This window comes from Burkholderia sp. B21-005 (assembly GCF_020843965.1).
In the GTDB taxonomy this organism is placed as follows: Bacteria; Pseudomonadota; Gammaproteobacteria; order Burkholderiales; family Burkholderiaceae; genus Burkholderia; species Burkholderia ambifaria.
On record NZ_CP086302.1, the window covers coordinates 723909 to 748735 of the forward strand.

Sequence of the window (24827 nt, forward strand, 5' to 3'; positions counted from 1 at the left end):
TGCGTCCTCGACGATGCCGCGCACCCGGCGCGGCATGCCGAAGCTTTCGTTTCGCTGACTGACGGCGCGCTTGCCTGCAGGTTCGATGGGGCTCTGCAACAATACGGGTCGCGACGGCCCGTGAACCGGTTTCACCGCAGAACATACGCCGCCGCGCCGCTCAATCCGCGACGCCGCGCGTCGCTCGTCAGCCGAGCCTCATCTTGTCCGAATTCGCTTCCCCCGCCGGCGCCCGGGAGCCGGCCGTCAACTGGCGCGCGATGTCCGCCGTGCTGCTGGCCGTCGCGCTCGCGACGCTCGACACCGCGATCGCGAACACTGCGCTGCCCGCGATCGCCACCGACCTGCACGCGTCGCCGGCCGCGTCGGTGTGGATCATCAACGCCTACCAGCTCGCGATGGTCGCGACGCTGCTGCCGTTCGCATCGCTCGGCGACATCGTCGGCCACAAGCGCGTGTATATCGCGGGCCTCGCGGTGTTTACGCTCGCGTCGCTCGGCTGCTCGCTCGCGTCGACGCTGCCGCAACTGACGGCGGCGCGGATCGTGCAGGGCTTCGGTGCGAGCGCGATCATGAGCGTGAACGTTGCGCTGATCCGCAACCTGTTTCCCGCGCACCGGCTCGGGCGCGGCGTCGGCTTCAACGCGCTCGTCGTCGGCGTGTCGTTCGCGGTGGGGCCGACGATCGCGTCGTTGATCCTGTCGGTGGCCGCGTGGCCGTGGCTGTTCGCGGTGAACGTGCCGCTCGGCGTGCTCGCGCTTGCCGTCGCGATTCCGTCGCTGCCGCAGTCGGCGCGCGGCAAGCATGTGTTCGATCCGCTCGCCGCGCTGTTCAACGTGATCACGTTCGCGTCGCTGATCTTCGCGCTCGGCGAATTCGCGCAGCGCGGGCCGCTGTCCGTCGTGTTCGCGGCGGCCGCGGTCGCGCTCACGTTCGGCTGGCTGCTGATCCGCCGCCAGGCCGGGCACCCGGCGCCGATGCTGCCGGTCGACCTGTTCCGCCGGCCGGTGTTCACGCTGTCCGCGCTGACGGCCGTATGCGCGTTTGCCGCGCAGGGGCTTGCGTTCGTATCGCTGCCGTTCTACTTCGAAACCGTCCTGCATCGCAGCGCGGTGGAGACCGGCTTCCTGATGACGCCGTGGTCGGCGGTCGTCGCGCTGGCCGCGCCGATCGCAGGCCGGCTGTCCGACCGTTATCCGCCCGGGTTGCTCGGCGCGATCGGGCTCGCGCTGCTGAGCGCGGGGATGGTGGCGCTCGCCGCGCTGCCGGCCGCGCCGAACGTCGTCGACATCGGCTGGCGGATGATGCTGTGCGGCGCGGGCTTCGGCTTCTTCCAGTCGCCGAACCTGAAGGCGCTGATGTCGAGCGCGCCGCCCGAGCGCAGCGGCGGCGCGAGCGGGATCATCGCGACCGCGCGGCTGATCGGGCAGGCGACCGGCGCGGCGCTCGTCGCGCTGTCGTTCGGCATCGCCGGACGTCAAGGGCCGACGCTCGCGTTGATGCTCGGTGCGGGCTTTGCCGGCGCCGCGAGCGTCGCGAGCGGGTTGCGGCTCTTCGCGCCGTCGCATCGGGCCGGCGCGCCGGTGCCGGTGAAGGAGCAGGCGACGGAGTAGCACACCGAAGCCCGGAAATGCTTTGGCCGGCGCGCGCCGAACCTCCGCCGCGCGCCGGCCTTCGCGTCACGCTCAGAAGCCGCCCGTCTGGATCAGCTTGTTGAGGTTCGCGATGTTCAGGCTGCCGAAGCCGGTCGTCAGATCCCGGCCGGTGCCTGCCTGGTAGCCATACCCCTGATAGCCGTTGTTGCCCGATACGACGTCGTAGCGCACGAGCGACGGGTTCGACGGAATGTCCGCATAGAAGTTGCCGGCCGGGAAGCCCAGGCCCGTGCCGTTTGCCGCGAGCAGACGCGCCCAGAAGCCGGTGAAGATCGGCGCGGAGAGGCTCGTGCCGCCGATCTGCTGCAACTGGCCGTAGTTGTAGATGTACGCGCCCGTGCCTTGCGCGGCGTCGAACGACACATCGGGCAACTGCCGGTTGCTGCCCGACTGCCACGACGGCGCCGGCAGGATCGTGCTGACGCCGCCGCCCGTGGACCATAGCTTGCCGTTGCCGTCGAGACCCTCGTTCCACACCGTTTCATTCGAGAATGCACCCGAGGACGTCGTGTACAGCGTCGTGCCGCCGATCGCGAGCACGTGCGGCGACGCGGCCGGCCACGACACCGTGTAGTTCGCGCCGTCCGGATAGCCGCGGTTGTTGCACTCGTACACGCCTTCGTCGCCCGACGACACCGAGAACGTCTGTCCTTGCGCGGCGGCCGTCGTGAAGATTTGCTCTTCGGCGTCGAGCGTGCCGTCCGCGTTCGCATCGGTCTCGCACCAGCCGAGCGACACGTTGATCACCTTCGCGGTGTTGTCCGACACCGCGCGGTTGAATGCCTGCGTGAGCCCCGTGTTGCCGGCGGCGTTCAGGTCCGCCATGTAGAACACGAGCTTGCCGACCTGGCCGCCGGCCGAGCCGACGATCGACTGGCTGTCGAGATCCCATTCGCCCTGGCCGTCCTGGTCGTCGCTGTAGCTGCCGGTCGTGCCGGTGCCGTTGGTCTTGACGGTCTGGGTCGTGACCGTGCCGTAACCGTTGCTCGACGTGAACTGCCTCAGGTCCTGCAGCGTCTGCGACACGCCGCCGATCGTGATGATGCCGACGGTCACGCCGGCCGCGGTCGGCACGCCGGTCGCGTTGTAGAGGCCCGGGAATTCCTTCGGATAGTGGCCGGTGGCCGTGCCGGCCGCGAGCGCCTGCGGCTTCGCGACGTTGCCGATGCGCAGCATCGGCCGTGCGCGTGCGACGTTCTGCAGCCCGAGCACCGAGCCGACGACGTCGCCGAGCGCATGCGGCACCTGCGCGGTCGACGCATTCGCGAAGCCGGAGCGGCCCGCGTACTCGAAATGCACGAGCGACGTGTTGAACGCGGTCTTCACCGTGCCGGCCGTGCCGCGCGCCGACACCAGCAGCCGGTTCGGCGCGACTTCGATGTTCACGAAGCCGCTCTTGCGCAGATAGTCGACGACCGACTTGACCTGTGCTTCGGTCGGCGCGTAGCCGGCGAGGAACTGGTCGTGCGTGAGGTACTGGCGGTAATGCGCGTTGCCGGGCCGGTTCACGTCGTGCGCGAGTTGCTTGAGTTGCGCGGCGTTGCGCAGCTTCAGGCTGACGACGATGTCCGTCGTCTCGCCGGCCGCGAGTTCGAGCGACGGCGCCGCGCTGCGCGCCATCAACTGCGGGCCGGTCAGAAAGGCCTTCGTGTGGGTATCGACCCAATCCGTCGCCGCATGGGCCGCAGTGGCGGCGAACACGAGCGGTACCGCGCACGCAAGGTGTCGGGGCGACGGAAGGGGCAGCGCAAACCAGGTGTTCCTTTTCATCGGGAGTCCTTTTAAGGAGGGACGACGTTGCTGGAACCCCCGGCCCTTGTGGGGCCGCGAGCGGTGACGAGCGTAGGGCGTCGGTGCCGTTCAGGTAGCTGCCAGTTTCCATAGCTGTCAGATCTGACATCGGCGGGCTCGCACGCCTGCGCCACGCCGCTCGTGCCGGCGGCCGCGGCCCCGGCGAAGGGAACCGGTTCGCGGCACGCTCGCGCGACGGTCGACGACGTTTGAACGCACGTGTCGTTCGTTGCCGTGCCGGAATGCGCGCGATTGCGGAGCGCAGCGCCGCGCGAGCACATTGGCCGCGAGCGGGCCTGCGCGCGTCGTGCGTCGCACTATGTGGTCAAGTGCGGCCGCGGCATCCGCGCGACGACGTCCCGATGCGCGGATGCACGAAAACGGGGCCGGTCGATCGCGCGCCTTTCCCGAACTGTGGAACAGCGCGTTGCCGAGTCTTGCAGCGTGCTTTCGGTTCGCGGGCCGGGTGAGTCGATTAGAGGAAGGGCTCGAATTCATCCGGCGACGCGCGCTCGAGGTCCATCGCGCGCCGGTACGCCGCCGTCCGGCTCGCCGCGGCGAACGCAAATGCGGAAGGATCGCATGACGCCCCCGCGAAATCCCTCCTTGACGCGCACCATTGCGCGGCTATCCTTCAATCCATAACCATCGAGTTATTGATTGAAACATGCAAAACACTCACGACATGCTGTTCAGGACGCTTGCCGATCCGACGCGCCGCGCGCTCTTCGAGCGGCTGTGCGAGCAGGGCGAACTGACGGTGGGCGCGCTGACGGCCCATGCAGGCGTGTCGCAGCCGGCGGTATCGAAGCATCTGGGTGTACTGAAGCAGGCCGGGCTCGTACGCGACCGTCACGCGGGCCGGCAGACGCACTACAGCGCGCAGCCGCAGGCGCTGACTCCGTTGATCGACTGGACCAGCCAGATGGCAGGCTTCTGGCAGAACCGGTTCGACGCTCTCGAAGATCTGCTCAAAAGGATGGACCAATGAACCAGGCCACTACCGAAACACGCACCGTCGTCGTCGAACGGGAACTGTCGCATTCGCCGGAGAAGATCTGGCGCGCGCTCACGCAACCGCACCTGATCGAGGCGTGGCTGATGAAGAGCGATTTCGAGCCGGTCGCGGGTCGCGCGTTCAGCTTTCACGCGGACTGGGGTTCGGTCGACTGCACGTTGCTGACGATCGAACCGCAGCGCGTGCTGTCCTACACGTGGGCCGCGTATGGCCTGGAAAGCGTCGTCACATGGACGCTCACGCCGACGCCGAGCGGCACGCTGTTGCGCATGGAGCAGGCCGGCTTCCGCCCGGATCAGGAACAGGCATACCGCGGTGCGCAGCACGGGTGGGTGCGGTTCTTCGAGTCGCTCGAACAGGTGCTGGCGCGTCCCGATGAAGACCAGGAGGGCCGGGCATGAGCGCATCCGACCCGGGCCTGCCGCCGTCGGCCCGTATCGACGCGCTGATCGCGGGGATCGCCGACTGGCGCGGCAAGACGTTCGCCGAGTTGCGCGAGACGATCCTCGCCGTCGACGACGGCATCGTCGAGGAATGGAAATGGATGGGCAGCCCCGTGTGGGCGTGCGACGGGATGATTGCGGTCGCGAACGCGCACAAGGGCAAGGTGAAGCTGACCTTCATGCACGGCGCGCATCTTCCCGATCCCGACGGGCTGTTCAATGCGGGCCTCGACGGCAATGCGCGTCGCTCGATCGATTGGCTCGAAGGCGACAAGCTCGACAAGCGGGGGCTGAAGCGCCTCGTTCGCGCGGCGATCGACTACAACCGCGCGCACCTGAAGAAGAACGCGCGCGCCGGCTCCGGCGCGAAGGCGCGAGCCGACGAGGCCGCATGACGCACCGGCACGCCGGGCGCACAGCCCGGCCGCCGCCTTCCCGCCGCCGACCGGCAGGCGAAAAAAAAGCCCGACACGAGGTCGGGCATTCAAATCGGCCGCAACCGCCGCGAGGCGGCTGCGGCACCTGCAAAAGCAGGACGCTTACGCTGCCAGCAGCGAGCGCAGCACGAACGGCAGGATACCGCCGTGCTTGTAGTAGTCGACTTCGATCGGCGTATCGATGCGCAGCAGCACCGGCACGCGCTGCGTTTCGCCGTTCTTGCGGTGGATCACGAGGGTGACGTCCTGCTGCGGCTTGAAGTCGTCGCCGAGGCCTTCGATGTCGTAGGTCTCTTCGCCGGTGATGCCGAGCGACTGGATGCTGTCCGCGCCCTTGAACTGCAGCGGCAGCACGCCCATGCCGACCAGGTTCGAGCGGTGGATCCGCTCGAAGCTGCGTGCGATCACGGCCTTCACGCCGAGCAGTTGCGTGCCCTTCGCGGCCCAGTCGCGCGACGAGCCCGTGCCGTACTCCTCGCCCGCGAACACGACGGTCGGCGTGTCGGCGCCGACGTAGCGCATCGCGGCGTCGTAGATCGACAGCTGTTCGCCGCTCGGCTGGTGGATCGTCAGGCCGCCTTCGACGCGCGAGCCGTCTGCCTTCACCGGGATCATCAGGTTCTTGATCCGGACGTTCGCGAACGTGCCGCGCATCATCACGTCGTGGTTGCCGCGGCGCGAGCCGTAGCTGTTGAAGTCGGCCTTCTGCACGCCGTTCTCCTTCAGCCACTTGCCTGCCGGCGAGTCTTCCTTGATCGAGCCTGCCGGGCTGATGTGGTCGGTCGTGACCGAGTCACCGAAGATGCCCAGTGCGCGCGCGCCCTTGACCGTCGGGATCGACGCGGCCGGCTCCATCGAGAAGTCGTTGCCGAAGAACGGCGGCTCCGCGATGTAGGTCGACTTCGGCCAGTCGTAGACCTGGCCCGTTTCGCCCTCGATCTTGCTCCAGAGGTCGCCCTTCTTGGTCAGCTTCGAGTAGTTGTCCTCGAACTTCTTCGGGTCGAGCGCGAACTTGAGCAGCGCGTGGACTTCCTCGCTCGTCGGCCAGATGTCGCCGAGGTAGATGTCGTAACCGTCCTTGCCCTTGCCGACCGGCTCGGTCATCAGGTCGCGCGTGATGTTGCCGGCGATCGCGTAGGCGACGACGAGCGGCGGCGACGCGAGGAAGTTCGCGCGGATGTTCGGGTGAATACGCGCTTCGAAGTTACGGTTGCCCGACAGCACGGCTGCCGCGACGATGTCGTTCTTCGTGATCGCTTCGTTCAGCTCCGGCGTCAGGTCGCCCGCGTTGCCGATACAGGTCGTGCAGCCATAGGCCGCGACTTCGAAGCCGAGCTTCGACAGGTAGGGCAGCAGGCCCGTCTTCGTCAGGTACTCGGTGACGATGCGCGATCCCGGCGCGAGCGAGGTCTTGATCTTCGGATCGACCGTGAGGCCGGCCTCGACCGCCTTCTTCGCGAGCAGGCCGGCGGCCAGCAGCACGCTCGGGTTCGACGTGTTCGTGCACGACGTAATGGCGGCGATCAGCACGTCGCCGTTCTTCACGTCGACGCCGTTGCTCGTCGTGTATTGCGTGCCCAGGTCTTCCGCCTTCTTCGCGAAGCCATTCTCGGCGACCGGCTTCGAGAACAGGTCGGTGAACGTCGACTTGACGTTGCCGATCTCGATGCGGTCCTGCGGGCGCTTCGGGCCGGCCAGCGACGGTGCGACCGTTGCGAGATCCAGCGTCACGACCTTCGTGTAGTCGATGTCGCCTGCCTTCGGGATGCCGAACAGCTTCTGCGCCTTGAAGTAGTTTTCGAACGCGGCGATTTCCGCCTTCGTGCGGCCCGTGCCTTCGAAGTAGTCGATCGTCTTTTCGTCGACCGGGAAGAAGCCCATGGTCGCGCCGTATTCCGGCGCCATGTTGCCGATCGTGGCGCGGTCCGGCAGCGACAGCGACTTCGTGCCTTCGCCGAAGAACTCGGCGAACTTGCCGACAACCTTTTCCTTGCGCAGCATTTCGGTGATCGTCAGCACCAGGTCGGTGGCCGTCACGCCTTCGCGCAGCTTGCCCTTCAGCTCGACGCCGACGACGTCCGGCGTCAGGAAGTACACCGGCTGGCCGAGCATGCCGGCTTCGGCCTCGATGCCGCCCACGCCCCAGCCGACCACGCCGATGCCGTTGATCATCGTCGTGTGGCTGTCCGTGCCGACGAGGGTGTCCGGGTAGTACACGGTGTCGCCGCCGTCCGCCTTCTTGTGGACGCCGCGCGCGAGATACTCGAGGTTCACCTGGTGGACGATGCCGACGCCCGGCGGCACGACCTTGAACGTGTCGAACGCCTGCATGCCCCACTTCATGAACTGGTAGCGTTCGTTGTTGCGCTGGAATTCCAGCTTCATGTTCAGGTCGAGCGCATCTTTCTGGCGGAAGTAGTCGATCTGGACCGAGTGATCGACGACGAGATCGACCGGGACCAGCGGCTCGATCTTCTTCGGGTTCTTGCCCGAACGCTCGGCGACGCCGCGCATGGCCGCGATGTCGGCGAGCAGCGGCACGCCCGTGAAGTCCTGCAGCACGACGCGCGACACCACGAACGGAATCTCGTCGACGCGCTTCGCGGTCGGCTTCCAGTTCGCCAGCTGCTCGATGTGTTCTTCGGTGATCTTCTTGCCGTCGTAGTTGCGCAGCACGGACTCGAGCACGATACGGATCGACACCGGCAGGCGCTCGATCTTCGTCTTCAGTTCCTTGCCGAGCTGCGGTAGCGAGTAGAACTTGCCTTTGCCGGAACCGCTGTCGAATTCCTTGAGGGTCTTGTGGAGATTGTGGGCCATGGTGATTTTCCTGGGTTTAAGGCTAGGAAACAACGTGTCCTGTAGATGACAAGGGGGCTGTTTGCGGATGAAACGGACATGCGTTGCCCCGAGAAAGGCCGCTCGCAAGGACTGCGACGCAGCGAATACTGGACGTATTCGCAAGGAGCGTGACGCAGCGAGCGGCCTTTCTCGGGGCAACCCCAAACTTGAATTTCATACCACGGGAATGCCCCAAATCGGCCACATGACGGCGTCGTTCGTCTCTTGTTTGGCACGGCCAAACGGCGCTCCTCACTCCTTGTCCTGCGACCGATTTGGGGCATTCGCATGTCCGTTTCATCCGCAAACAGCCCCCTATATCACATACAGATCGACGTATTCATCGACCGGCATTGCTTCGAGCTTTGCCTGGTCCAGCGACACGTCGAGAATCGCTTGTTGCTGCTTGGCCGGGAAGCGGCGGGCGAGGTTGGTCCTGAACTTCTCGACCAGCAGCGGGATGCCGTCCGCGCGGCGCCGCCGATGGCCGAGCGGGTATTCGATCGCCACTTCGGCAAGCTTCGACCCGTCCGCGAATTCGATCGTCAGCGCATTCGCGATCGATCGCTTGGCCGGGTCATGGTAATCCTTCGTGAATTGCGGATCCTCGACGCACACGGTTTTCGCGCGCAGCGCGTCGATGCGCGGATCGGCGGCGACCGCGTCTTCGTAATCGGCCGCGGTCAGCCGGCCGAACAGCAGCGGCACGGCGACCATGTACTGGATGCAGTGATCGCGATCGGCCGGATTGGCGAGCGGGCCCTGCTTGTCGATGATGCGCAGCGCGGCCGCGTGCGTGCGGATCGTGATCCGGCTGATGTCGTCGGTCGTGCGGCCCGTCGCGGCGAGCTGCGCGTGCAACTGCAGCGCGGCCTCGGCGGCCGTCTGCGCGTGGAATTCGGCCGGGAACGCGATCTTGAACAGCACGTTCTCCATCACGTACGTGCCGTACGGGCGCTGGAAGCGGAACGGCTGCCCGTCGAACAGCACGTCGTAGAAGCCCCAGGTCTTTGCGGTGAGCGCCGACGGGTAGCCCATTTCACCCGTTTTCGCGATCAGCGCGAGGCGCACCGCGCGCGACGTCGCGTCGCCGGCCGCCCATGACTTGCGCGAACCGGTGTTCGGCGCGTGGCGGTAGGTGCGCAGCGCTTGACCGTCGACGAATGCGTTGGATACCGCGTTGATCAGCTCGTCGCGCGTGAGCCCGAGCAGGCGGCCGACGACGGCCGTCGACGCGACCTTCACGAGCAGCACGTGGTCGAGCCCGACCGCATTGAACGAATTTTCGAGTGCGAGGCAGCCCTGGATCTCGTGGGCCTGGATCATCGCGACGAGCACGTCGCGCATGGCAAGCGGCTGCCTGCCCGCCGCGACGGCCGTGCGGGACAGCCAGTCGGCCGTCGCCAGGATCCCGCCGAGATTGTCGGACGGATGACCCCATTCGGCGGCGAGCCAGGTGTCGTTGAAGTCCAGCCAGCGGATCATCGCGCCGATGTCGAACGCGGCCTGGACGGGATCGAGCTGGAAGGACGTGCCGGGCACCTTCGCGCCGTTCGGCACGATCGTGCCGGGCACGACGGGGCCGAGCAGCTTGGTGCAGGCGGGATAGGACAGCGCCTCGAGTCCGCATCCGAGCGTGTCGATCAGGCAATGACGCGCCGTCTCCAGCGCGAGCGCGCTGTCGATGCCGGTGTTCAGCACGTAGTCGACGATATCGACGAGTACCGTATCCGGAGCAGGGCGGACGTTGGAGACCGGGGCGGACATCGAGGGGCCGGGGAACGCGCTTAGTTCGTTGCCGGCTTCAGCTCGTTCGACTGCGTCGGTGCCGCGGTGCCTTGCGCCATTTCCGGCGTCACGCATTCGTCCGCGAGGCGCTCGCCGCCGTTTGCGTCGGAGAACAGCATCGCCTTGCTCGGGATCACGACCAGCTTGAGGCCGGCTGCCGGATCGTAGAAGGTGTCGGCGCCCGTCGTCGTGGCTTCGCGCGGCAGCTTGTAGTTCCTCTTCGCCCAGTGAACCGTGACGAGCTGGTCGCGCTTCATGTCGCCGGCGAGGTCGAACGACAGACCTTCCTTACAGGACCACTTGACCGCGCCTTCCGGTACCGTGTCGACCTTGGCAGCCGCGCGTGCCTGCGCCTTCTTGCTGCGCGGGATGATGCGCTTGGCCGGCGCCGGGCGCTTGGCCGTCTTCTTCGCGGTCGTCGCCGTACCCTGGGCGAACGCGCTCGGAGCCGACACCAGCATCGTGGCGGACAACGCGCCGATGGCGGTAGCGATCAGGAGTTTCTTCATGGAGTCAGAACCTTTCGATTATCAGTTGACAAGGGCCGGCAATCGAAACCGCCGGCCGGTTTGAAACTGCACGCGCCCCGGAAGCGCGCAGCGGCCGCTATTTTCACCTATTTGGCCGCGCAAATTTCAGGTTTTCGGGCTCCGTTACGTTTTTTGTCGTTTCGCAAACCTGTGTCGGGTTCACACCCCGGCGATTCGATGAAATTCGTGTGTCGGCGCGCGCTCACCGCGCGTCTCCGGCGGCCGGGCCGAACAGCGGCGCGGCCTCGGCCGGCACCGGCTGGCCGGTCGCCCGCGCGCGGCGCAGCACCGACCAGTAATAGCGGTAGCTCGCGCGGTCATGCAGCGTATCGCCGTGGCGTGTCGGGCCCCAGTCGGCGGCCTGCGCGGCCAGCAGGATCTCCGCGGCCAGTGCGACTTCATCGGTGCGCGGCGCGAATGCGTCGACGATCGGGCGGATCTGCGCGGGGTGGATGCTCCACATCCGCGTGAACGCGAACTCGTCGCGTGCGCGGCGCGCGTCGCCGGCGACGACGGCCATGTCGCGCACCTCGGTTGTCACATTGTGTGACGGTGTCTTGCCGTGCGCGTGGCAGGCCGCGGCGATTTCCAGCTTCGCGCGGCGCACGAGCGGGTGGTCGAACTGGCCGGGCGAGCGCATCGCCGCATCGGGAATCGCGCCGTGATGGGCGGACACGAAGTCCATCAGCCCGAAGCTCAGCGTGCCGACCAGCGGCAGCGCGGCGAGGGCGGCCGCCTGCGCGAGCGCGCCGTGCGTCTCGACCAGCACGTCGACGGGAATCGGCTGCGCGAGGCCGAGCTCGCGGCGCGTGCCTTCGATGAACGCGACCATCTCGGCCGCGTCGGCGGCGCTCGCGATCTTCGGCAGCGTGACGTAGGCCGGTGCGCGCGCGGCCCGCAGCACGATGCGCACGTCGTCGCGCCAGTGGGGATGGGAAAAGTCGTGGATGCGGACGCCGACCCGCCCGAAGCGGTTTTCGGCGCTGCCGAGGAACTCGGCGACGAGCTGCGCGTGCGCGGCTTCCTGGCCGACGGCCGCGCCGTCCTCGCAATCGAGCGTGATGTCGAACACGGGGCCGAGTTCGGCCTGGAGCGCGAGCGACTTGCGCATCAGCTTCTCGCTGCCCGCGTAGTGATCGCAGCAGGGCAGGATCGCGGGCGGGGATGCCCCGTCGTACAGCACTTGTGCAGGAGTGAGCGCGGACATCTCTTCTACGTCCAGGAAGCGGGCAACGTGGAGAACATCGGATTCGGGCGCGTTCTGGGCCGGCGCGCGGGGCGCCTGGAGCGGCAAAACGTGCCCGGATCGGATCGGGCGGCGGGGCTGGCTGCAGGCCCGCCGTCCGTGCCGTGACCGGCCCGCCCGGAGGCGGCCCGGCCATCATGCAGCCTGCTTAGTTCTTCAGCAGGTGGGCGACGCCGTCGCGCTCTTCGAGCAGCTCGGCCAGCGTGCCGTCCATCTTCTCGCGCGAGAACGCGTCGATTTCCAGGCCTTCGACGCGCTTGTACTCGCCGTTTTCGCACACGACCGGCACGCCGTAGATGATGTCTTCGGGGATGCCGTACGAGCCGTCCGACGGGATGCCCATCGTGACCCACTTGCCGTTCGTGCCGAGGACCCAGTCACGCACGTGGTCGATCGCCGCGTTGGCTGCCGACGCTGCCGACGACAGGCCGCGCGCTTCGATGATCGCCGCGCCGCGCTTGCCGACGGTCGGGATGAACGTGTCGCGGTTCCACACGTCGTCGTTGATCAGCTTCAGCAGCGACTCGCCTTCGACGGTCGCGAAGCGGAAGTCGGGGTACATCGTCGGCGAGTGGTTGCCCCACACGGCGAGCTTCTCGATCGATGCGACCGGCTTGCCCGACTTCGCGGCGAGCTGCGACAGCGCGCGGTTGTGGTCGAGGCGCAGCATTGCCGTGAAGTTCTTCTTCGGCAGGTCCGGTGCCGACTTCATGGCGATGTACGCGTTGGTGTTCGCCGGGTTGCCGACGACCAGCACCTTCACGTCGCGGCTCGCGACTTCGTTCAGCGCGGCGCCCTGGACCGTGAAGATCTCGGCGTTCGCCGACAGCAGGTCCTTGCGCTCCATGCCCTTCGAGCGCGGACGTGCGCCGACCAGCAGAGCAACGTCTGCATCCTTGAATGCAACCTTCGGATCGTCGGTGATCACGACGCCCGCGAGCAGCGGGAACGCGCAATCGTCGAGCTCCATCACGACGCCTTTGACGGCGGCTTGGGCTTGCGGGAGGTCGAGCAGTTGCAGGATGACCGGCTGGTCCTTGCCGAGCAGGTCGCCGTTCGCGATGCGGAACAGCAGGGAGTATGCGATTTGACCTGCGGCGCCGGTGACGGCAACGCGCTTTGCGGGCTTAGCCATTGAAAATCTCCAGGACGGGTGAAGCGTTGGACGCTAGGCAAAACGCCATTCTATGCGCGTTACGCGTAGCGTTGCATTGAAGCAGGGCGGAGGACTCGCGAATGGCAGACGCGGTGAACCTGGAGACGGCCGTGGCACGTAGCCGGGGACGCATTTGCACCCGCGAACCCTTGCTCGCCCCGGAGTGTAGGAGCCGGCTGGCCCAAAGTCAAACGGTATCATATGTCTTATATAAGACAGATGTTTTGCGGAATTTGAGTGGACGAAAAAGCGCGGTTTGTGATGAAATGCGCGCCATGACATCGAACCAGGCGAACAACGCGAATCCAACCGGCGCAGGCGGCCCAGGGCAGCCGGGCGCGGGTGATTCCGCGCCGGCGCCTGCCGCTTCGCCGTCCCCGACCTTCAGTCCGTTATACCAGCAGATCAAGTCATTGATCACGCAGAGTCTCGAATCCGGTGAATGGAAGCCGGGCGAGATCATCCCGAGCGAAGTGGAGCTCGCGGCCCGCTACAAGGTCAGCCAGGGCACCGTTCGCAAGGCGATCGACGAACTGGCCGCCGAAAACCTCGTGGTCCGGCGGCAGGGCAAGGGTACGTTTGTTGCGACGCACAACGAGGATCGCGCGCAGTTCCGCTTCCTGCGGCTGCTGGCCGACGACGGTGCCGAGCATCCGCACGTGAGCCGGCTGCTCGAGTGCCGGCGCCTGCGCGCACCGGCCGAGATCGCGCGGCAGCTCGACCTGAAGCCGGCCGACCCGGTCGTGCAGGTGCGCCGCCTGCTGGAGTTCGATAGCGAAGTGACGGTGCTCGACGAGATCTGGTTGCCGGGCACGATGTTCCGCGGGCTCACGTTCGAGCGGTTGAGCGAGTACAAGGGGCCGCTCTACGCGATGTTCGAGACGGAGTTCGGCACGCGGATGATCCGCGCGACGGAGAAGATCCGCGCGGTCGCGGCGGAGCCGGCGGTGGCCGATCTGCTGCATGTGCCGGCGGGTTTTCCGTTGCTGTCGGTCGAGCGCGTGTCCTACACATACGGTGACCGGCCGGTGGAAGTGCGGCGCGGCTGGTATGTCACAACCGGGTACTACTATCAGAATGACTTGAGTTGACGATGTTCGGCTCAGGCCGGGTGCATTCGCGTTCCCCACGCTCGCGAAGCACGTTTTGGGCCGCCTTTGTTCGTGTTCGCGCAACTATCCAGAGCAGACTTTCGCTGCAGCGCGATATAAAAAGGCGCTAAAATCGCGGATTAGTGTGACAACATAGTAGGGGTCTAGCATGACTGACGCAGTAAGAAAGCCGAGGCCGGAATACCGGAACATCGGAATCGGCGACATCACGTTGAAATACCGCATGCCTCTGGCTGCGATATTGTCGATTCTCCACCGAGTCAGCGGCGCGCTGCTGTTCCTGTTCCTGCCGTTCGTGCTGTTCCTCTTCGATCAGAGCCTCACCTCCGAGCTCAGCTTCGAAGTCTTCAAGGCTTTCCTCTCCAACATCGTCGTCAAGCTGATCGTCCTCGCGCTGTCCTGGGCGTTCTTCCACCATTTCTGCGCCGGCATTCGCCACCTGCTGATGGACGTCAACCACGACGCCGTCACGAAGGAAGGCGGCAAGCGGACGGCAGTCGTCGTCTTTGTCGTCTCGATCGCGCTGACGATCGCCATGGCACTCAAACTGTTCGGAGCATTCTAAGAAAATGGCAGCCAATAACCGAATCGGCTCGAAGCGCCTCGTCGTCGGCGCTCACTACGGCCTGCGCGACTGGCTCGCGCAGCGCGTCACCGCCGCGATCATGGCGGTCTACACGGTCATTCTGCTCGTCCTGTTCTTCGGTGCGCATGACTTCTCGTACGAAGGCTGGGCGTCGATCTTCTCCGCGCAATGGATGAAGCTCGCGACCTTCGTGACGCTGCTTTCCCTCTTCTACCACGCATGGGTCGGCGTGCGCGACATCTGGATGGACTACGTGAAGCCCGTCGGTGTGCGCCTGCTGCTGCAATCGCTGACCATCGTCTGGCTGCTCGCATGTGCGGGCTACGCCGCGCAGATTCTCTGGAGAGTGTAAAGAATGGCTGCAATCAAAACTTCCCTGCCGCGCCGCAAGTTCGACGTGGTGATCGTCGGCGCGGGCGGCTCGGGCTTGCGCGCAGCGCTGCAACTGTCGCGCGCGGGCCTGTCGGTCGGCGTGCTGTCGAAGGTGTTCCCGACCCGTTCGCACACGGTGGCCGCACAGGGCGGCATCGGCGCGTCGCTCGGCAACATGAGCGAAGACAACTGGCACTTCCACTTCTACGACACGATCAAGGGTTCCGACTGGCTCGGCGACCAGGACGCGATCGAGTTCATGTGCCGCGAAGCACCGAACGTCGTGTACGAACTGGAACACTTCGGCATGCCGTTCGACCGTAACGCGGACGGCACGATCTACCAGCGTCCGTTCGGCGGCCACACCGCGAACTACGGCGAGAAGCCGGTCCAGCGCGCTTGCGCGGCCGCCGACCGTACCGGTCACGCGCTGCTGCACACGCTGTACCAGCAGAACGTCGAAGCGAAGACGCAGTTCTTCGTCGAATGGATGGCGCTCGACCTGATCCGCGATGCGGACGGCGACGTGCTCGGCGTGACGGCCCTCGAGATGGAGACGGGCGACGTCTACATCATGGAAGGCAAGACGACGCTGTTCGCGACGGGCGGCGCAGGCCGGATCTTCGCGGCGTCGACCAATGCGTTCATCAACACCGGCGACGGCCTCGGCATGGCTGCGCGTTCGGGCATCGCGCTGCAGGACATGGAGTTCTGGCAGTTCCACCCGACCGGCGTGGCCGGCGCGGGCGTGCTGATCACCGAAGGCGTGCGCGGCGAAGGCGGTATCCTGCGCAACGCGAACGGCGAGCGTTTCATGGAACGCTACGCGCCGACGCTGAAGGATCTGGCGCCGCGTGACTTCGTGTCGCGTTCGATGGACCAGGAAATCAAGGAAGGCCGCGGCGTCGGTCCGAACAAGGACCACGTGCTGCTCGACCTGTCGCACATCGGCGCCGAGACGATCATGAAGCGTCTGCCGTCGATCCGCGAAATCGCGCTGAAGTTCGCGAACGTCGACGCGATCAAGGAACCGATCCCGGTCGTCCCGACGATCCACTACCAGATGGGCGGCATCCCGACCAACATCCACGGTCAGGTCGTCGGCACGTCGCGCGATCACAAGGAACCGGTCAACGGCTTCTACGCAGTGGGCGAATGCTCGTGCGTGTCCGTGCACGGCGCGAACCGCCTCGGCACGAACTCGCTGCTGGACCTCGTGGTGTTCGGCCGTGCGGCCGGCAACCACATCGTCGAGCATGTGAAGAACCAGAAGGAACACAAGCCGCTGCCGGCCGATGCAGGCGAATTCTCGCTGGCGCGCCTGGCGAAGCTCGAGAAGTCGTCGTCGGGCGAATACACGCAGGACGTCGCGAACGACATCCGCGCGACGATGCAGAAGCACGCAGGCGTGTTCCGCACGTCGGCGCTGCTGAAGGAAGGCGTCGAGCAGATGGCCGGCCTCGCGGCACGCGTGGAAAGCATCCACCTGAAGGACAAGTCGAAGGTGTTCAACACCGCGCGCGTCGAAGCGCTCGAGCTGGAGAACCTGATCGAAGTGGCCCGCGCGACGATGGTGTCGGCGGAAGCGCGTAAGGAAAGCCGTGGCGCACACGCCCACAGCGACTACGAACACCGCGACGACGACAACTGGCTGCGCCACACGCTGTGGTACAGCGAAGGCGATCGCCTCGACTACAAGCCGGTTCAAATGAAGCCGCTGACGGTCGAATCCGTGCCGCCGAAGCCGCGCACGTTCTAAGCCGAGTCAAAGGAATCCGAAATGGCAAAACGCATTTTTGAAGTCTACCGCTACGATCCGGACAAGGACGCGGCGCCGCGCATGCAGACGTACGAGCTCGATATCCAGCATGAGCGCATGCTGCTCGACGCACTGGTCAAGCTGAAGGCACTGGACGAGACGCTGTCGTTCCGCCGCTCGTGCCGTGAAGGCGTGTGCGGTTCGGACGCGATGAACATCAACGGCAAGAACGGTCTCGCGTGCCTGACGAACCTGAACGACCTGCCGCAGAAGATCGTGCTGCGCCCGCTGCCGGGCCTGCCCGTCGTGCGCGACCTGATCGTCGACATGACGCACTTCTTCAACCAGTATCACTCGATCAAGCCGTACCTGATCAACGACGCGCCGCCGCCGGAGAAGGAACGCCTCCAGTCGCCGGAAGAACGCGACGAGCTCGACGGCGTGTACGAGTGCATTCTGTGCGCGAGCTGCTCGACGTCGTGCCCGAGCTTCTGGTGGAACCCGGACAAGTTCGTCGGCCCGGCCGGCCTGCTGCAGGCTTACCGCTTCATCGCGGATAGTCGCGACACCGCCACCGGCGAGCGTCTCGACAACCTGGAAGACCCGTACCGTCTGTTCCGTTGCCACACGATCATGAACTGCGTCGACGTTTGCCCGAAGGGCCTGAACCCGACGAAGGCGATCGGCAAGATCAAGGAACTGATGGTTCGCCGCGCGGTTTAAAGTTTGATGAGCGACGATTCGCATCAATCCGACCCGCACCGTCGCGCGCGCCTCCGCTGGCGCGCGCGGCGGGGTCTGCTGGAAAACGACATCATCTTCGAGCGTTTCTTCAGCAGATACGAGCATGACCTCACCGATGCAGACGTAGGCGCGTTGTCGCGCCTGCTCGATCTGAGCGACAACGACCTGATGGACTTGCTCCTCGCGCGCAAGGAACCAGAGGGCGACCTAGACAGCCCGGAAATTCACAGGCTGTTGGAGATGCTGCGCAACGTGTAACGCGTTACGCCCGTTATCGAATCCCGTTTCTTTATTTCGATTGAGGATGTGCCATGACTCCGTCTGATGTTAAAGCCACGCTATCGTTCAGCGACAACTCGCCGAGCGTCGAAATGCCGATCTACAAGGGCACGATGGGCCCGGACGTAATCGACATCCGCAAGCTGTACGGCCAGACCGGCAAGTTCACTTACGACCCGGGTTTCATGTCGACGGCAGCTTGTAATTCGGCGATCACGTACATCGACGGCGACAAGGGCGAACTGCTGTACCGCGGCTACCCGATCGACAACCTCGCGCAGAACGCCGACTTCCTTGAGACCTGCTACCTGCTGCTGAAGGGCGAGCTGCCGAACGCGGCGCAGAAGAAGGAATTCGTCGACACCGTCACGAAGCACACGATGGTGCACGAGCAGATGCACTTCTTCTTCCGTGGCTTCCGTCGCGACGCGCACCCGATGGCGGTGCTGGTGGCGGCCGTCGGCGCGCTGTCGGCGTTCTATCACGACTCGCTCGACATCAACGATCCGCGTCACCGTGAAGTATCGGCGATCCGCATGATCGCGAAGCTGCCGACGCTCGTCGCGATGGCGTACAAGTTCAGCATCGGCCAGCCGTTCGTTTATCCGAAGAATGAACTGTCGTACAGCGCGAACTTCATGCACATGATGTTCTCGAACCCGTGCGAAGAGTACAAGGTCAACGACGTGCTCGTCCGCGCACTCGACCGTATCCTGATCCTGCACGCTGATCACGAGCAGAACGCATCGACGTCGACGGTCCGCCTGGCCGGTTCGTCGGGCGCGAACCCGTTCGCGTGTATCGCTGCCGGTATCGCGTGTCTGTGGGGCCCGGCGCACGGTGGTGCGAACGAAGCCGCGCTGAACATGCTCGAGCAGATCGGTTCGCCGGACAACATCCCCGAGTTCATCAAGCAGGTGAAGGACAAGAATTCGGGCGTGAAGCTGATGGGCTTCGGCCACCGCGTGTACAAGAACTACGATCCGCGTGCGAAGCTGATGCGCGAAACGTGCTACGAAGTGCTGAACGAACTGGGCCTGCACGACGACCCGCTGTTCAAGCTCGCGATGCAGCTCGAGAAGATCGCGCTGGAAGACGAATACTTCGTGTCGCGCAAGCTGTACCCGAACGTCGACTTCTACTCGGGCATCGTTCAGCGCGCGCTGGGCATCCCGACGTCGATGTTCACGTGTATCTTCGCGATGGCACGTACGGTCGGCTGGATCGCACAGTGGAACGAAATGATTGCGGATCCGGAGCAGAAGATCGGCCGTCCGCGTCAGCTGTTCATCGGCGACGCGCCGCGCGAAGCGAAGCCGATCAACGCACGTTAAGTCGTGCGCGGCGCGACCGGCCGTCAGGCCGCTCGCGTCCGGCAATCGCAACGCCCCGACACCCCGGTGGGTCATCCCGCCGGGGTGTTTTCATTTGCGCGGCGCAGGTTCGCCCGATCCGCTGCGGTGATCCAGCGACGGCGGCCGCGTGTCGAGCGGCGGCGCGTCGGCGTCGGGCGCGTGGCCGTGCTGCGCGAAGAACTGCCGGTAAGCGCCGGGCGTCATCCCGCGCGCGGCGAGGAACTGGCGGTTGAAGTTCGCGGCATTCGGAATGCCGCAGCGTGCGGCCACCGTCGCAATCGGCCAGTCGGTGCCAACCAGGTGGCGGCACGCATGCGCGAGCCGCAGCCGCTGCACGTAGCGGCCGACGCTTTCGCCGAGGTGCCGCACGAACAGCCGCTGCAGCGTGCGCTCGGACATGTGTGCGACGGCGGCGAGCGCGTCGATACGCAGCGGCTCGTGGAAGTGCCGGTCGATCGCATCGAGCACGCGATCGAGGCGCTCGGCTTCGGGCGCGGCCGAGTCGGCCGATGACGTTGCCGTGTCGGCCCGCTCGTAGGCCTGCGCGGTGGCGAGCGGCTCGCCGCCGGCTTCCGCAAGTTCGGCGAGCGTGTCGAGCGCGGCCGCGAGGCGCACGCGCGGCGAAGGGTCGAGCAACCGCGGCAGTCGCTCGCGCATCGCGCGGGCCGTCGCGGCGTCGAAAGCGAGGCCGGGCGCCGCGCGCCGCAGCAGCGAGCGCAGCGGCGCGTACTCGGGGCAGCAATCGGCAATGCGCCGCGCCCAGTCGCCGTCGAACCAGACAACGAGCGCGACTTCCGGCGCGTCGCGATCGATGCGCGCGTTCGACGACCACGTATGCGGCAGGTTGGGCGGCACGAGCACCAGGTCGTCGTCCGTGTAGCGGGCGACGTGATCGCCGACGAAGCGTCGGCCGCGGCTGTTCAGTGTCAGCGTCAGTTCGTACTCGGGGTGGCGATGCCATTCGAACGGAATACGCGCGAGCTGGCGGTGGTACACGCGGATCGAACAGCCGGGGGCGAACGCCACATGCTCGTACTGCGGTTTCATCAGGATTTGCTCCGAGAAACCCCGCCATTTCCCCCAAGAGGACTTCCTTCGGGGCGGATGGCGGGAAGGAAAGGAGTGCTGTTGACAGGCAGCTTCTTCCACGGGTTAGGATCCCCGGCATGATTCTTGTCTACCGCTACCGGGTGAAGTCGCTCAACGGACTGCTCAACAAGCAGAGCCGTGCGGTGAACTACGTCTGGAACTTCTGCAACGACACGCAGAAGCACGCGCTCAAGTGGAGCAAGAAGTGGCCGACGGGATTCGATCTGAACGTGCTGACGACGGGGAGCAGCAAGGCGCTCGGCATCCACTCCGGCACGATCAACGCGACGTGCGAGCAATACGCGAAGTCGCGCAGTCAGCACCGTCGGCCCTACCTGCGCTATCGCGGCAGGAAATCGCTGGGCTGGGTGCCGCTGAAGGGGCGTGACCTGAAGCGCGAAGGCGACGCGTTCCGTTTCGCCGGCAACACGTTTCGAGTGTTCAACAGCAGGCCGCTTCCCGAAGGCAAGATCAAGGACGGGACCAACTTTGCGCAGGATGCACGTGGCAACTGGTTTCTCAACATCGTGATCGAGATGCCCGATGTTCAAGTCCGCCCAATCCGTTCCGGTGTCGGCATCGATCTCGGCTTGAAAGACTTCGCCACACTTTCGACGGGCGAGAAGCTGCCTAACGATCGGTTCGGTCGATGCGCGGCCGAGAAGCTTGCGAAAGCGCAACGGGCGCGAAAGCACAAGCGACATATCGCGAAGCTGCACGCCAAAGTGGCGAATGCCCGTGCCGATTTCCAGCACAAGCTCGCGCTCGATCTGGTGCGGCGTTTCGATTACCTCGCGGTCGGCAACGTGTCGGCCGCGAAGCTCGCCAGAACCAGGATGGCGAAGAGCGTCTACGACGCATCCTGGTCGTCCTTCCGAAACAAGCTCCGTTACAAGGCGATGGCGCACGGGGCCACGTTCGAGGAAGTCGACGAAAGCGGTTCTACCCAGTCCTGTTCGTCGTGCGGGTCGAAAGACAGCACGACGCGGCCGAAAGGTATCGCGGGACTGCGAATAAGAGAATGGGCCTGCAGTGACTGTGGTGTCGAGCATGATCGTGATATCAACGCTGCGCTGAACATTCTCCGATGCGGACGTGCATCGCCAGGTGTGGGAATCCTCCGCCTTTAGGGGGAGGAGGACGTCAACGCGACCTCCGGTCGAGCGCGGCACCGCGCCGTGGCATGATCGTGATCGATCGTCACGACGGAGCGATGCCATGTTTTCACATGTTTGCGTGGGCGTCCGCGATACCGCGCGCGCGTACGATTTCTACGCGCCGCTGTTCGCGGAACTCGGGCTGCGTCTGAAATTCAGCGAGCCGGACGGCTGGTCGGGCTGGATGCCGGCCGACGCCGACCGGCCGTTGTTCTTCTTCGGCCGGCCGCTCGACGGCCGCGTGCCGGAACCGGGCAATGGCCATACGATCGCGTTCGACGCGCAAACGCGCGCGCAGGTCGATCGCTGCCATGCGCTTGCACTGCAGCACGGCGGCACCTGCGAAGGGCCGCCGGGCCTGCGGCCGCACTATCACCGCGACTACTACGGCGCGTATTTCCGCGACCCGGACGGCAACAAGCTGTGCGTGGTCTGCCATCGCGCCGAGTAGCGAGTCGGTTGTCAGAATTGTATCGATTGTTGGCCGAATAGTGTCGATCGCAACCGTGCGTCGGCTGTACGCTGAGTACTCGTCACGACACGATTCCACGAGGAGACAGCGATGCACCTGACGATCGACGATTTGCCGGCCGCGATCCGCACGGCGAAAAGGGCGCTGCGCGCCGACCTGCCCGGTTACGCGGCCACGTTCCGCGAACTGGAGGGCGATATCGCGCGGCAGGTCGACGCGATCCGCCGTGCGCACGCGCACGGCCATGACGTGATTCCGGTGCTGCGGTTCGCGGATATCGCGAGCGGCACCGTCGATCCGCAGGCGATCGCCGCGATCCGCACGCACGGTGCGGCGGTGATCCGCGGCGTGTTCGACGCGGCGCAGGCCCGTGACTGGAACGACGAGATCGGCGCCTACCTGGATGCCAACCGCTTCGCCGAGCGGCTGGATGCGCGTGCCGAGGACCGCTACTTCGGCAATCTCGCGTCGGGCAAGCCGCAGATCTACGGCGTCTACTGGTCGAAGCCGCAGGTGGCCGCGCGCCAGTCGCCGGCGCTCACGCAGGCCCGCGTGTTCATGAACCGCCTGTGGCGGCATGCGGACGGCCAGCGCACGCATTTCGATCCCGACCAGGTGCCGGCCTACGCGGACCGGATCCGCCGCCGGCCCCCGGGCTCCACGTCGCTCGGGCTGTCGCCGCATGTCGACGGCGGCTCGGTCGAACGCTGGCTCGGCGCGAATTTCCGGCAGGTCTATCGCCACGTGCTGGGCGGTCGCTGGCGCGATTACGACCCGTTCGACGCCGCGTTTCGTCCCGATGTCGAGGAGATTCCGTCGCCGGCCGTATGCTCGATGTTCCGCACGTTCCAGGGCTGGACCGCGCTGACGCCGCAGGGGCCCGGCGATGGCACGCTGCAGTTGATTCCGGTTGCGAACGCGATGGCGTACGTCGTGCTGCGCGCGCTGCAGGACGACGTCGCCGACGACGACCTGTGCGGCGCGCGTCCGGGCCGCGCGCTGTCGATCCTGCCCGAATGGCATGCGCTGCTGCTCGACGCGCTGATGCCGATTCCGCACATGGAGCCGGGCGATGCCGTGTTCTGGCACGGCGACGTCGTGCACGCGGTCGAGGATGCGCATCGCGGTAGCGGCGACAGCAACGTGATGTACATCGCGGCCGCGCCCGGCTGCGCGAAGAACGACGCCTACCTGCAGCGCCAGCGGCTCGCGTTCCTGCGCGGCGACAGCCCGCCGGATTTCCCGGCCGATCATTTCGAGGTCGAATTCGACGGACGGGGCGGCGAGGGCGACCTCACGGCGCTTGGCCGTGCGCAAATGGGGTTCGAGCCGCTCGCTACATGACGGATGCAGCGGCCGCAGCGGCCGGATCGGACGCTCCGGCTCCCGGAATCGGTCGATCGCGCCGCTTCCGCCGGCCGTCTGCCGAATCGGCTGCATCCCGCGTTCAATTCGACGCGATCGGCTGCAGGCGTGCCCGAAATCGACGCGAATTGCGCAATTTGGCTTCCGATAATGGTCCGGACACAACGCAGCTGCCCCGTGCGCCGCACGGGGCAGCGTGACCATGGAGGAGTCGATGCAATTCACGCAAGCGATCGTTCGCCGTCCCGCGCCGTCCTGTGGCGCGGGTCTTACCACCGCCACGCTCGGCGCGCCCGACTACGACAAGACGCTCACGCAGTTCCATGCCTACTGCGACGCGCTGCGCGGGCTCGGCGTCGAGCTGACCGAGCTGCCGCCGCTCGACGCGTTCCCCGATTCGCATTTCGTCGAGGACGTCGCCGTCGTGACGCCCGAATTCGCGGTGATCACGCGCCCCGGCGCGCCTGCGCGGCGCGGTGAGACGGTGCACATCGAAGCCGCGCTCGGCGCGCATCGCGACCTGCTGCCGATGCAGCAAGGCCGTCTCGACGGCGGCGACGTGATGCTGGTCGGCAAGCGCTTCTACATCGGCCTCACGGGCCGCACCGACGCCGAAGCCATCGCCGCGTTCGAATCGCTGGTGTCGCGCTACGGCTATTCGGTCGTCGCGGTGCCGGTCGGCGCGGGCCTGCACCTGAAGTCGGTCGTCAACGCGCTCGGCGACGACACGCTGCTCGTGACCGAGGCGCTGGCCGCGCATCCGGCGTTCGCCGACTATCGCCGGATCGCGATCTCGGCCGCCGACGAATACGCGGGCAACACGCTGCGCGTGAACGGCACGCTGATCACGCCGGCCGGCTATCCGCGCGTGCACGATGCGATCGGCTCGCTCGGGCTGCCGCTGCACGTGATCGACACGAGCGAGTTCCGCAAGATGGACGGCGGCCTGACCTGCCTGTCGCTGCGGTTCTAGCCGATTGGCGCGCGGTTGCTTCGGCCGGATAATGTGGCCCCCGCGCGGAAACGGAGGAGACGCTCCGCGCACCAGCCACGACCCGACCGGAGCGAACGCGGATGACCGACAAGAAGATGCAGCTCGACAAGATCGATCTCCGGATCCTCGACATCCTGCGTACCGACGGACGGATTTCGTACCGCAAGCTGTCGGAGCTCGTGAACCTCACGCCGCGTCCGTGCCAGGCGCGCGTGGAGCGGCTCGAGGCGCTCGGCGTGATCGAAGGCTACCGCGCGATGATCAAGGCGCCGCGCGCGACCAAGCCGATCGTCGTGATCGCGCAGATCGTGCTGGCCGATCACGGGCGTTCGCAGGCGCCGTTCGAGGACGAAATGCGGACCAATCCGGCCGTGCTCGATTGCTGGCTCGTCAGCGGCACGTTCGATTTTCTCGTGCGGCTCGCGTGCGAGGATCTCGACGAATACCGGCGGATCGCGAACGTGTGGCTGGAAAGCCCGCGGTTCCGGATCGAGAAGATCGTGACGACCGCCGAGCTGCAGGCGATCAAGCGCAGCATCGTCTGACGCGGCAGCGCGCGTCGGGGCCGCCGGCATCGAACGCGCGGCCCGGCGGGCAGAACGGGTTTTCGAAGCGAATAACCGGGTCGATCGATTGGT

The 24827-nt window shown here is 66.0% G+C and carries 23 protein-coding genes; 16 read left to right on the forward strand and 7 right to left on the reverse strand.

The window, feature by feature from the left end:
• Window positions 1–203: 203 nt before the first annotated feature.
• Complete coding sequence (locus tag LMA02_RS19640) at window positions 204–1613, forward strand: MFS transporter (protein WP_228909466.1); 1410 nt, start codon at window positions 204–206, stop codon at window positions 1611–1613.
• 72 nt (window positions 1614–1685) lie between these two features.
• Here LMA02_RS19640 and LMA02_RS19645 read toward each other — a convergent pair whose 3' ends face one another.
• Window positions 1686–3425 (reverse strand): S53 family peptidase, encoded by a 1740-nt coding sequence (locus LMA02_RS19645; protein WP_228909467.1) that lies wholly within the window; start codon window positions 3423–3425, stop codon window positions 1686–1688.
• Between the two features lie 688 nt (window positions 3426–4113).
• On the opposite strand from LMA02_RS19645, the gene LMA02_RS19650 reads away from it, so the two are divergent.
• Genes LMA02_RS19650 through LMA02_RS19660 form a run of 3 tightly spaced genes read left to right on the forward strand, consistent with a single transcriptional unit; the run spans window position 4114 to window position 5302 of the window.
• Entirely contained in the window at window positions 4114–4437 is a 324-nt protein-coding gene (locus LMA02_RS19650; RefSeq protein WP_228909468.1) for an ArsR/SmtB family transcription factor, read from the forward strand.
• Window positions 4434–4865 (forward strand): SRPBCC family protein, encoded by a 432-nt coding sequence (locus tag LMA02_RS19655; RefSeq protein WP_228909469.1) that lies wholly within the window; start codon window positions 4434–4436, stop codon window positions 4863–4865. Before LMA02_RS19650 ends, LMA02_RS19655 begins: the two co-directional genes overlap by 4 nt.
• Window positions 4862–5302 (forward strand): DUF1801 domain-containing protein, encoded by a 441-nt coding sequence (locus tag LMA02_RS19660; RefSeq protein WP_228909470.1) that lies wholly within the window; start codon window positions 4862–4864, stop codon window positions 5300–5302. Before LMA02_RS19655 ends, LMA02_RS19660 begins: the two co-directional genes overlap by 4 nt.
• Before the next feature lie 144 nt (window positions 5303–5446).
• Here LMA02_RS19660 and acnA read toward each other — a convergent pair whose 3' ends face one another.
• The 5 genes from acnA to LMA02_RS19685 form a co-directional block, all read right to left on the reverse strand.
• Entirely contained in the window at window positions 5447–8164 is a 2718-nt protein-coding gene (gene acnA, locus LMA02_RS19665) for an aconitate hydratase AcnA (RefSeq protein WP_228909471.1), read from the reverse strand.
• 336 nt (window positions 8165–8500) lie between these two features.
• A complete protein-coding gene (locus tag LMA02_RS19670; protein ID WP_228909472.1) occupies window positions 8501–9952 on the reverse strand; it encodes a bifunctional 2-methylcitrate dehydratase/aconitate hydratase in 1452 nt (483 codons plus the stop codon).
• A gap of 20 nt (window positions 9953–9972) precedes the next feature.
• The gene (locus LMA02_RS19675; RefSeq protein ID WP_175670851.1) at window positions 9973–10482 is read right to left on the reverse strand and encodes a hypothetical protein; all 510 of its coding nucleotides are present in this window, start codon (window positions 10480–10482) and stop codon (window positions 9973–9975) included.
• Between the two features lie 223 nt (window positions 10483–10705).
• Window positions 10706–11710: an HpcH/HpaI aldolase/citrate lyase family protein gene (locus tag LMA02_RS19680; protein ID WP_059689669.1), complete on the reverse strand. Its 1005-nt coding sequence runs from the start codon at window positions 11708–11710 to the stop codon at window positions 10706–10708.
• Window positions 11711–11897: 187 nt separating this feature from the next.
• The gene (locus tag LMA02_RS19685; RefSeq protein WP_124659954.1) at window positions 11898–12884 is read right to left on the reverse strand and encodes a malate dehydrogenase; all 987 of its coding nucleotides are present in this window, start codon (window positions 12882–12884) and stop codon (window positions 11898–11900) included.
• A gap of 287 nt (window positions 12885–13171) precedes the next feature.
• Between LMA02_RS19685 and LMA02_RS19690 the strand changes: the two genes are divergently transcribed.
• The 7 genes from LMA02_RS19690 (at window position 13172) to gltA (ending at window position 19091) form a co-directional block, all read left to right on the forward strand.
• Entirely contained in the window at window positions 13172–13996 is an 825-nt protein-coding gene (locus tag LMA02_RS19690) for a GntR family transcriptional regulator (RefSeq protein ID WP_011658350.1), read from the forward strand.
• 169 nt (window positions 13997–14165) lie between these two features.
• Window positions 14166–14582 (forward strand): succinate dehydrogenase, cytochrome b556 subunit, encoded by a 417-nt coding sequence (gene sdhC / locus LMA02_RS19695; protein WP_006754982.1) that lies wholly within the window; start codon window positions 14166–14168, stop codon window positions 14580–14582.
• A gap of 4 nt (window positions 14583–14586) precedes the next feature.
• Window positions 14587–14955 (forward strand): succinate dehydrogenase, hydrophobic membrane anchor protein, encoded by a 369-nt coding sequence (sdhD, locus tag LMA02_RS19700; RefSeq protein WP_166724943.1) that lies wholly within the window; start codon window positions 14587–14589, stop codon window positions 14953–14955.
• Window positions 14956–14958: 3 nt separating this feature from the next.
• Window positions 14959–16734, forward strand: coding sequence for a succinate dehydrogenase flavoprotein subunit (sdhA, locus tag LMA02_RS19705; RefSeq protein ID WP_175667923.1), 1776 nt, complete (start codon window positions 14959–14961; stop codon window positions 16732–16734).
• Window positions 16735–16755: 21 nt separating this feature from the next.
• Complete coding sequence (locus LMA02_RS19710) at window positions 16756–17457, forward strand: succinate dehydrogenase iron-sulfur subunit (protein WP_059237255.1); 702 nt, start codon at window positions 16756–16758, stop codon at window positions 17455–17457.
• Between the two features lie 6 nt (window positions 17458–17463).
• On the forward strand, window positions 17464–17736 hold the full coding sequence (locus LMA02_RS19715; RefSeq protein WP_011658353.1) for a succinate dehydrogenase assembly factor 2: 273 nt from the start codon (window positions 17464–17466) through the stop codon (window positions 17734–17736).
• A gap of 53 nt (window positions 17737–17789) precedes the next feature.
• Window positions 17790–19091, forward strand: a complete 1302-nt coding sequence (gene gltA, locus LMA02_RS19720; protein ID WP_011658354.1) for a citrate synthase — start codon at window positions 17790–17792, stop codon at window positions 19089–19091.
• Window positions 19092–19181: 90 nt separating this feature from the next.
• Here gltA and LMA02_RS19725 read toward each other — a convergent pair whose 3' ends face one another.
• Window positions 19182–20159, reverse strand: a complete 978-nt coding sequence (locus LMA02_RS19725; RefSeq protein WP_228909473.1) for a helix-turn-helix domain-containing protein — start codon at window positions 20157–20159, stop codon at window positions 19182–19184.
• A 119-nt stretch (window positions 20160–20278) separates the two neighbouring features.
• Between LMA02_RS19725 and LMA02_RS19730 the strand changes: the two genes are divergently transcribed.
• From LMA02_RS19730 to LMA02_RS19750, 5 genes are all read left to right on the forward strand, one after another.
• Complete coding sequence (locus LMA02_RS19730; protein WP_228909474.1) at window positions 20279–21331, forward strand: RNA-guided endonuclease InsQ/TnpB family protein; 1053 nt, start codon at window positions 20279–20281, stop codon at window positions 21329–21331.
• Between the two features lie 88 nt (window positions 21332–21419).
• A complete protein-coding gene (locus LMA02_RS19735; RefSeq protein ID WP_228909475.1) occupies window positions 21420–21809 on the forward strand; it encodes a VOC family protein in 390 nt (129 codons plus the stop codon).
• A gap of 111 nt (window positions 21810–21920) precedes the next feature.
• Window positions 21921–23174: a DUF1479 domain-containing protein gene (locus tag LMA02_RS19740; protein WP_228909476.1), complete on the forward strand. Its 1254-nt coding sequence runs from the start codon at window positions 21921–21923 to the stop codon at window positions 23172–23174.
• Between the two features lie 235 nt (window positions 23175–23409).
• Window positions 23410–24168 (forward strand): dimethylarginine dimethylaminohydrolase family protein, encoded by a 759-nt coding sequence (locus LMA02_RS19745; protein WP_228909477.1) that lies wholly within the window; start codon window positions 23410–23412, stop codon window positions 24166–24168.
• 101 nt (window positions 24169–24269) lie between these two features.
• On the forward strand, window positions 24270–24734 hold the full coding sequence (locus LMA02_RS19750; RefSeq protein ID WP_228909478.1) for an Lrp/AsnC family transcriptional regulator: 465 nt from the start codon (window positions 24270–24272) through the stop codon (window positions 24732–24734).
• Window positions 24735–24827 lie beyond the last annotated feature (93 nt).

Bases quoted from the DNA above. Each gene is read 5' to 3' on its own strand.
- LMA02_RS19650 (WP_228909468.1), top strand. From the start codon at position 4,114: ATGCAAAACACTCACGACATGCTGTTCAGGACGCTTGCCGATCCGACG.
- LMA02_RS19685 (WP_124659954.1), bottom strand. From the start codon at position 12,884: ATGGCTAAGCCCGCAAAGCGCGTTGCCGTCACCGGCGCCGCAGGTCAA.
- LMA02_RS19710 (WP_059237255.1), top strand. From the start codon at position 16,756: ATGGCAAAACGCATTTTTGAAGTCTACCGCTACGATCCGGACAAGGAC.
- gltA (WP_011658354.1), top strand. From the start codon at position 17,790: ATGACTCCGTCTGATGTTAAAGCCACGCTATCGTTCAGCGACAACTCG.
- LMA02_RS19740 (WP_228909476.1), top strand. From the start codon at position 21,921: ATGCACCTGACGATCGACGATTTGCCGGCCGCGATCCGCACGGCGAAA.
- LMA02_RS19745 (WP_228909477.1), top strand. From the start codon at position 23,410: ATGCAATTCACGCAAGCGATCGTTCGCCGTCCCGCGCCGTCCTGTGGC.
- LMA02_RS19735 (WP_228909475.1), top strand. From the start codon at position 21,420: ATGTTTTCACATGTTTGCGTGGGCGTCCGCGATACCGCGCGCGCGTAC.
- LMA02_RS19670 (WP_228909472.1), bottom strand. From the start codon at position 9,952: ATGTCCGCCCCGGTCTCCAACGTCCGCCCTGCTCCGGATACGGTACTC.
- LMA02_RS19660 (WP_228909470.1), top strand. From the start codon at position 4,862: ATGAGCGCATCCGACCCGGGCCTGCCGCCGTCGGCCCGTATCGACGCG.
- LMA02_RS19715 (WP_011658353.1), top strand. From the start codon at position 17,464: ATGAGCGACGATTCGCATCAATCCGACCCGCACCGTCGCGCGCGCCTC.
- sdhD (WP_166724943.1), top strand. From the start codon at position 14,587: ATGGCAGCCAATAACCGAATCGGCTCGAAGCGCCTCGTCGTCGGCGCT.
- LMA02_RS19730 (WP_228909474.1), top strand. From the start codon at position 20,279: ATGATTCTTGTCTACCGCTACCGGGTGAAGTCGCTCAACGGACTGCTC.
- sdhC (WP_006754982.1), top strand. From the start codon at position 14,166: ATGACTGACGCAGTAAGAAAGCCGAGGCCGGAATACCGGAACATCGGA.
- acnA (WP_228909471.1), bottom strand. From the start codon at position 8,164: ATGGCCCACAATCTCCACAAGACCCTCAAGGAATTCGACAGCGGTTCC.
- LMA02_RS19690 (WP_011658350.1), top strand. From the start codon at position 13,172: ATGCGCGCCATGACATCGAACCAGGCGAACAACGCGAATCCAACCGGC.
- sdhA (WP_175667923.1), top strand. From the start codon at position 14,959: ATGGCTGCAATCAAAACTTCCCTGCCGCGCCGCAAGTTCGACGTGGTG.
- LMA02_RS19655 (WP_228909469.1), top strand. From the start codon at position 4,434: ATGAACCAGGCCACTACCGAAACACGCACCGTCGTCGTCGAACGGGAA.
- LMA02_RS19645 (WP_228909467.1), bottom strand. From the start codon at position 3,425: ATGAAAAGGAACACCTGGTTTGCGCTGCCCCTTCCGTCGCCCCGACAC.
- LMA02_RS19750 (WP_228909478.1), top strand. From the start codon at position 24,270: ATGACCGACAAGAAGATGCAGCTCGACAAGATCGATCTCCGGATCCTC.
- LMA02_RS19725 (WP_228909473.1), bottom strand. From the start codon at position 20,159: ATGAAACCGCAGTACGAGCATGTGGCGTTCGCCCCCGGCTGTTCGATC.
- LMA02_RS19680 (WP_059689669.1), bottom strand. From the start codon at position 11,710: ATGTCCGCGCTCACTCCTGCACAAGTGCTGTACGACGGGGCATCCCCG.
- LMA02_RS19675 (WP_175670851.1), bottom strand. From the start codon at position 10,482: ATGAAGAAACTCCTGATCGCTACCGCCATCGGCGCGTTGTCCGCCACG.